This window comes from Dokdonella sp., from assembly GCF_039926425.1.
In the GTDB taxonomy this organism is placed as follows: domain Bacteria; phylum Pseudomonadota; class Gammaproteobacteria; order Xanthomonadales; family Rhodanobacteraceae; genus Dokdonella_A.
In genome coordinates, this window is record NZ_JBDSWZ010000027.1 from 1 (window position 1) to 6523 (window position 6523).

The window sequence follows — 6523 nt, forward strand, 5'->3', positions numbered from 1 at the left end:
TGCTACGTGAGCGGGCAAATGACGACTTGCTCGGTTGATGCAGGCTGGCGTCCAACGCGCTTTGTAGTCTAGGAGCGTCGGCATCTAGGGCATCAGAGCGTCGGAGATCTGGCGGCTTCGCCATCACGCGCATGTCCTCGCACGCCATCCAGCCAATCGACTCATCGACATCGAGCCGCGGCCTCCTTGACCCGTCGACGATTGACTCCTGCCACGCGAGCCCTCGCCTACGTTGCCGAGCAATTCGCGTGTCCGCATCCGCAGCTGCCGGTGTCCGCATGCTGATAACCCTGCTGCAACTCCTTGCAGGCATCAGAGCACCACAGCTCAGGTGCGATCACGGTGCACGCGCAGCCGGCGTGAGCGCACGTCTGAGTGCGCGACAGCTGGTTCTCCGATTGTGCAGATTCCGTCGGAATCGCTGGAACAAACGGAGAAACCGGATCACTGGTGGGAAATGTTTCCTCCAGCGCCCGATCCAGCGCGTCACTTTCCTTCTGCTTCCGCTCCTCGCGGTCCGTGTGTGTCTCGGCCGCTGGAACCTGCGGGGAACCGCGATCCTGCGGGAGATCTTTCCGATCGTGAGTGGTCATGACGGCTTTCTCACGCGTTCCTGCCGAGCAGTTCCTTGCGACGCTTTTCCATCTGCGCCCCAAGCGATTTGCGAGCCGCAAGATCGAGCAGCTTGCGCGCTCTGGGGAACATCTCTTTTTCTTCCTCACCTGCGTGGTGCTCGATCATTTCCTTGAGCACTTTCGCACGCCCACCAAATTGCTCGCTGGCTGGATCGGTCGCGAGCAAGTCGGGAAGGACGAGGTCGCCGGCCGCCCTGTGTTCCTCGAGCGCCTCGAAATACATCTTGTCGTCATCACCCTTTTTCCCAGCTTCCTGGAACGCGGGATAGAAAATCTCTTCCTCGATCGTGGTGTGTGCCTCGATGTTGGCCTTGATCGATGCGAGCAATTTCGTGCGCGTGGCGGCAGCCTTCGGCGTGGATTTCTCCAACTTGCCGAGCAAGCCGCGAAGAATCTTGTGGTCATTGACGAGCAGCGCGATCGCTTCCACTGGAGAGCTCCTGGTGGCTTTGCAGAGAGGGGGCGAAAACGCGGCGAGTCGTTGAACGCTCGCCGCGCATCGCAGGTGTCCAGCCGGCACGCGACCCGAACGTTTCGGGGATGATTCGCACAAGCCGCCATGCCGACTGTGCATTGACAGTAGAAAGTGCGGATGAAACGGACGCTGAAGGCATTTCTGCCGATCTACGCTGCGGTCAGACCCGACGCGCAGCGATCGTTCCTGCTGTGCGCGATGGGACAGTGAAAAAACACCGCGCCTACGCCATCAGCGCGCGCGCCTGGGCTTCGGGAAGATCTTCATGCCGGTCGTGTGCAAGACGATCGATCGTGTCGACGTAAAGGTAGCAGGCGACCTGTCCGCTTTCGCGGACGACGATGATCTGCTGATCAGGCCTCGTGGTCGGTTCGTCAAGCGTCAAAACGAGAAGTCGGTTCATCGTCGCCTGCTCCTGTCGTGATTGAAAATCCCAGTCGCCGCGCCCGCCACGGTTCAATTCGAAATCGCACACAGGGCGCCCCGCCTGACGCGTGGCACACAACGCTCAGCAAACGCGCCAGCGAACCGGACGTCGTTCCTGCACGCTGGTTACGTGTTCATCGTGCTTGCTCACGGGTCTCTCCCATGACAGGTTGTGCGGCAATCAACGCGATCGACCAACGAAGGACGGCGGCGGATGGGCAACGCAGTTTCCGGAACGCTCGACGCCGTGTGCATCGCTGCAACGGCCGGCGCGCCGATGAGCTCACGCTCAGGCGTCGAGGCGATCGTCGGACGCGGTTTGCTCGGCGATCGTTACGAATCAGGCATCGGCACATTTTCCGGACGGTTTGAAGTGACCGCCGGCGCACGCCATGTGTCGATCATCGACGCGATGGCCATCGCCGAATGCAATGCCCGCCTCGTCGCCAACCTCGGCGCATGCGACCTGCGCCGAAATCTCGTCATCCGCGGTCTCGATCTCGACGCGCTGCACGGCGCGGTCATCGCGATCGGCGACGTGCGACTCCGACTGACCGGCGGCTGCCCGCCATGCGGGTATCTGTCTCGCCTGCTGGGTGTCGACGCGCGCCTGGGGCTTCGGCACATTGGAGGCGCGCGTGCATCGATCATCGAAGGTGGTTGGCTGACGGTCGGCGCCCTCGTGCATGTACTCGCCTCGCAAGGGCGCTAAACGCCGCATCAACGCCGCGAGCAGCCGCAACCGACGGTCGAAGCCCAGCCGGAAGTCTCGCGCGCATCGTTGCGCGATTTGCCCAATGGACGGCATTCAGCCAATCTGACGCGTTGGATGCAGTCAACGCATGCCGGACCCGTTCAGCACGATTGCGCCCCGGCTCACCGATACTGATGCGTTCGTCGTTTGCTGCCCGAGCGCCAGCAACGCACCCGCTGATGAAACAAAGACCTCCGCTCCGAATTCCAGTGTCCGTCCGCCCTGATCCGATCTGCGCATGAATGTTCTCGACATCTCGCTCGATGTTCCCACGCTCACGCTGAGTCGCGCGCTGATCCAGGCAATCCTCGCGGGCCTGCTGCTCTATGTCGGCAGCGGTCGCAAGGGCGACGACGCGACACACTTCTGGGCGCTGGGCCTTTTTCTCAACGGAGTCGCGCTGATCCTGTTCCTGACGCCGAACCAGCCAGAATGGGAACACCTGCTGACGCTGTCCAATCATTCTGCGATCACCGCCTCCAGCGTGTGCTTGCTGATGGGGTTCTGGCGATTCGCGGCGCAGCCGTTCAACCGCTGGCTTCTGGCGCTGCTCATTGTGATTCCGATCGTTGGCCTGCTGAGCTTCGATGTTCTGTGGCCCAATACACGACTGCGAATCCTGCTGACTGCGTTTGGGCAGGCGATTTACCTGTTCGCGCTGCAGCAGAGTCTGAGGCACCACCCGCGACCGGAAATCGCGTCCATCTACCGCCGCCTGCGGGTCATCGTGATCGTCTATCTGCTGGTGTTCACCTGGTCGTATGCCACGGTTTCGAAGCTGTTGCCTGCTTCGGCCGAGATGGCCGAAAGCTATCACCGTGCGTTCTTCAGTCTCGCCTCGCTGCTCTTCATGCTCGCGCTGGCTGTGGGTTGCCTCGCGTTGCAGTTCGCGCTGCTTGCGGCGCGCGAATCCGATCATGCATTGACCGACTGGCTGACCGGTCTGCGCAACCGTCGGGGATTCTTTCGCGCACTGGACGACATCCAGCAACGAACGCGTACGCTTGCGACGGGGTCCAGCGTGGTCGCCATCGACGTCGATCATTTCAAGGCACTCAACGATCGTTACGGTCACGGCGGCGGCGATCACGCGCTGACAAAGTTGGCCGACGTGTTGCGTGACAGGACCACGCCCGAGCACCTGGTGGCACGGATGGGGGGCGAGGAGTTCTGCGTCGTCCTGCCCGGATCCGACAGCCACGCCGCGCTGGTGCTCGCCGAATCGATTCGCGAGGCGTGCGGGCGAATGGCCTTGCACACCACACAGGGCGAGCGATTTTCTTTTACGATCAGCGCAGGCATTTGCGATGTTCCGCCCGGCGGGTCGTTCGACGAAGCGCTGATCCGTGCGGACGAAGCGATGTATGTCGCCAAGCGCCTCGGACGCAATCGCACCGAAACAGCGGGTTCGAGGCCGGACGTCATTGCGACAGAGGCGTAATCGAAAAAACCGACGCGTCGCAGAGACGCGGCCTTCCCATCGCCAGCCAGGAAGCCACATGTCACCCGGTCGGTGGCCTTGAACCCGAGCCTGCGCGGCGCGTCAGGCGATGTCCCAATACGGGGGCGTGCCGAACGCATCCCGTAGAAAATCAACGACTGCGCGCAGTTTCGCAGACGGACGTTGCGCGTCGGGGAACGCGAGATTGATCTCTGCAGTTTCGGGTTCCGCACCGACGTCCACGATCCGCAGAATTCCCTGCTGCACTTCGCGATGCGTGAGAAAGCTCGGCAGCAGCGCGATGCCCAGGCCCGCCACTGCAGCATCTCGCATCACCAGTCCATTGTTGACGCGAAACGCGCGCTGCGGCTGTACGGCACGAACGCTTCCCGCGGTGACGAACCGCCAGTCCGACGTGCGGTTCGTGTAGAGGATCGCGCGATGTTGCTCCAGATCCGGCACTCTCTGCGGCGTCCCGTTCGCGCCGAGGTAGGACGCGGACGCCACAAGCCGACGGCAGCTTTGCGCGAGCTTCAACGCAACGACGCCGGAAGCGCGGATCGGGCCGTGCCGTATGACCGCGTCGTAGCCGTCCGCTTCGATGTCGACGAACCGATCGTCGAGATCGAGCGTCAGATCGATGCCGGGATGTCGTTGCAGGAATGGATACAGCGCAGGCCCCAGATGCAGGTAGCCGAAGCTGACGGGCGCCGAGATGCGCAACGACCCGGTCAATTCGCCGCGCCGCTCCGCAAGTTCGGCAGCCGCAGTCGACACGTCCTGCAGGATCCGTCGCGCGCGCGGCAGGAAAGCGACGCCGTCCTCCGTCAAGGTCATCCGCCGCGTCGTGCGCTGGATCAGCCGTGCGTTGACGTCACGTTCGAGGTCAGCCAGCCGCTCGCTGACGACGGAACGGGACACTCCCAACGTGCGCGCGGCAGCGCTCAGCGATCCCTGTTCGGCTGCGGCAACGAACGTCTCGATCCCTTCGAACTTCAGCATTGTCCGGCATTTCCGAAAACCCGATCAGTCGTTCGAAGGCTACCGGCATTGCGGGCCGTCTGCCAACGTATCCGCAACCCCACGAGAGAGGCATGACGATGTTGAAATGGCTGGTTTCGCTGGCGATGCTTTCGCTGGCAATAAATGCAACTGCACAGATGGTTCCGTTCCCCTCCGATTTCGTCGTCAGGGATATTCCAACGAACGGTGCCACCATCCATGTCCGCAGCGGAGGCCACGGCCCGGCGGTCGTCCTGATTCACGGGTATGGGGAAACCGGCGACATGTGGGCACCGCTGGCCGCCAATCTCGCGCGCGACCACACAGTGGTCGTTCCCGATCTGCGCGGACTCGGGCTTTCGTCGAAACCCGCCGGAGGATTCGACAAGAAGACCCAGGCCGGCGATGTTGCCGGCGTGCTCGATGCCTTGAAGATCACGAAAGCCGACCTCGTGGCCCACGACATCGGCAACATGGTGGGCTACGCGTTTGCAGCCATGCATCCGGACCGGGTGCGCAACTTCGTGCTGATCGATGCACCGTTGCCGGGCGTGGGTCCGTGGGACGAGATCCTGAAAAATCCGCTGCTGTGGCATTTCCGCTTCGGCGGTCCCGACATGGAGCGCCTGGTCGCGGGGCGCGAGCGCATCTACCTCGATCGATTCTGGAACGAGTTCTCGGCCGACCCGAGCCACTTCAGCGAAGCCGCGCGAGAGCATTACGCAACACTGTATGCACTTCCCGGGGCGATGCATTCCGGATTCGCCCAGTTTGCCGCGTTCGATCAGGACGCGATCGACAACAAGGCGTTCGTTGCGACCGGCAAGCTGACCATGCCGGTGCTTGCGGTGGGTGGCGAGAAATCGTTCGGCCCGATGATGGCGACGGTGATGCGCTTTGCTGCGGGCAACGTCCAAGAGGGAATCGTGCCCAAGTCCGGGCACTGGATCATGGAAGAAAACCCCACCGCCACGATCGCGCTGGCAAGAGCGTTCCTGGATGCGCACAAATGATTGCCCTGCGCGCATGTCTGATCGTCAGTGCTTGGCTCTTGGTCGACGGCGTCGCTCGTATTGCGTACGCCGGCGGTCCGAACGAGCCGGGAATCCGACTCACGGCGCAAGAGATTGCCGCGCTGCCAGAAATCATCGCAGGCCCCGGCACGTCTGGCGTCGCGGGCATTCGCAGCGTGATTCTCGAAGGCAATCCGTTGAAGGACGGACCGTACACGATCGCGTTGCTCGTGCCAGCGAACACGCGGATCGCCGCGCACACGCACCGTGATTCCAGATCCGTCGTCGTCGTTTCCGGCGAGTGGTCGTTCGGCTACGGAGAGACGGCGAATGACTCTGTGAAGAAGTTGGGCCCAGGCGGTTTTTACACCGAACCCTCGGGTGTCGCCCACTTCGCGCGGACCGGAGACAAGCCGGTGACGGTCTACATTTCCGGCGCTGGCCCCACAGACACGCGCTACGTCGACACAGCCGCCAGCACCCGTTGACCAACGCGCGCCGCTGGTGACCACGAACCCGCGGCGCGCGTCCAGTCGTCGCCGCCGCGTCCGGCAAGCGCGATGCGACGCATCGCGCAGTCGTGCGCATCCGACGCTGACGGATCGAGTGGATTCGACAGACCGTGCGTCACGTGAACATTCGTGTGCGGGACGCACCGCGTGCCCATATCCAGCGGCAGCAGCGCGGACGCAAATCCGCCATCGTGCATCGCTCCATCAGTCACGCGCTTGATCGTTTCGATGCATGCAAGCAAGATCGGGGATCTCATTCTCCAAA

8 protein-coding genes are annotated in these 6523 nt (G+C 62.7%); 4 read left to right on the forward strand and 4 right to left on the reverse strand.

Going from position 1 to position 6523, the window contains the following annotated elements; all coding sequences use genetic code 11:
- Positions 1-603 precede the first annotated feature (603 nt).
- Together ABIV12_RS01600 and ABIV12_RS01605 are read right to left on the reverse strand one after the other, a co-directional pair.
- On the reverse strand, positions 604-1065 hold the full coding sequence (locus ABIV12_RS01600; protein ID WP_348055549.1) for a hemerythrin domain-containing protein: 462 nt from the start codon (positions 1063-1065) through the stop codon (positions 604-606).
- Positions 1066-1333: 268 nt separating this feature from the next.
- On the reverse strand, positions 1334-1513 hold the full coding sequence (locus tag ABIV12_RS01605; RefSeq protein ID WP_348055552.1) for a hypothetical protein: 180 nt from the start codon (positions 1511-1513) through the stop codon (positions 1334-1336).
- 237 nt (positions 1514-1750) lie between these two features.
- Between ABIV12_RS01605 and ABIV12_RS01610 the strand changes: the two genes are divergently transcribed.
- On the forward strand, positions 1751-2248 hold the full coding sequence (locus tag ABIV12_RS01610; protein WP_348055554.1) for an MOSC domain-containing protein: 498 nt from the start codon (positions 1751-1753) through the stop codon (positions 2246-2248).
- Between the two features lie 280 nt (positions 2249-2528).
- Positions 2529-3731 (forward strand): GGDEF domain-containing protein, encoded by a 1203-nt coding sequence (locus ABIV12_RS01615; protein ID WP_348055556.1) that lies wholly within the window; start codon positions 2529-2531, stop codon positions 3729-3731.
- Positions 3732-3833: 102 nt separating this feature from the next.
- Here ABIV12_RS01615 and ABIV12_RS01620 read toward each other — a convergent pair whose 3' ends face one another.
- Positions 3834-4733, reverse strand: a complete 900-nt coding sequence (locus ABIV12_RS01620; protein ID WP_348055558.1) for a LysR substrate-binding domain-containing protein — start codon at positions 4731-4733, stop codon at positions 3834-3836.
- A 92-nt stretch (positions 4734-4825) separates the two neighbouring features.
- On the opposite strand from ABIV12_RS01620, the gene ABIV12_RS01625 reads away from it, so the two are divergent.
- Both ABIV12_RS01625 and ABIV12_RS01630 read left to right on the forward strand, forming a co-directional pair.
- Entirely contained in the window at positions 4826-5746 is a 921-nt protein-coding gene (locus ABIV12_RS01625; RefSeq protein ID WP_348055560.1) for an alpha/beta hydrolase, read from the forward strand.
- A complete protein-coding gene (locus tag ABIV12_RS01630; protein WP_348055562.1) occupies positions 5743-6234 on the forward strand; it encodes a cupin domain-containing protein in 492 nt (163 codons plus the stop codon). Before ABIV12_RS01625 ends, ABIV12_RS01630 begins: the two co-directional genes overlap by 4 nt.
- Here ABIV12_RS01630 and ABIV12_RS01635 read toward each other — a convergent pair.
- Positions 6204-6523 (reverse strand): hypothetical protein (locus tag ABIV12_RS01635; RefSeq protein ID WP_348055563.1); only part of this gene is annotated, 320 nt, incomplete at its 5' end. The genes ABIV12_RS01630 and ABIV12_RS01635 overlap by 31 nt on opposite strands.

Coding starts and splice junctions, on each gene's coding strand:
- ABIV12_RS01630 (WP_348055562.1), top strand. CDS start 5,743: ATGATTGCCCTGCGCGCATGTCTGATCGTCAGTGCTTGGCTCTTGGTC.
- ABIV12_RS01615 (WP_348055556.1), top strand. CDS start 2,529: ATGAATGTTCTCGACATCTCGCTCGATGTTCCCACGCTCACGCTGAGT.
- ABIV12_RS01625 (WP_348055560.1), top strand. CDS start 4,826: ATGACGATGTTGAAATGGCTGGTTTCGCTGGCGATGCTTTCGCTGGCA.
- ABIV12_RS01610 (WP_348055554.1), top strand. CDS start 1,751: ATGGGCAACGCAGTTTCCGGAACGCTCGACGCCGTGTGCATCGCTGCA.
- ABIV12_RS01605 (WP_348055552.1), bottom strand. CDS start 1,513: ATGAACCGACTTCTCGTTTTGACGCTTGACGAACCGACCACGAGGCCT.
- ABIV12_RS01620 (WP_348055558.1), bottom strand. CDS start 4,733: ATGCTGAAGTTCGAAGGGATCGAGACGTTCGTTGCCGCAGCCGAACAG.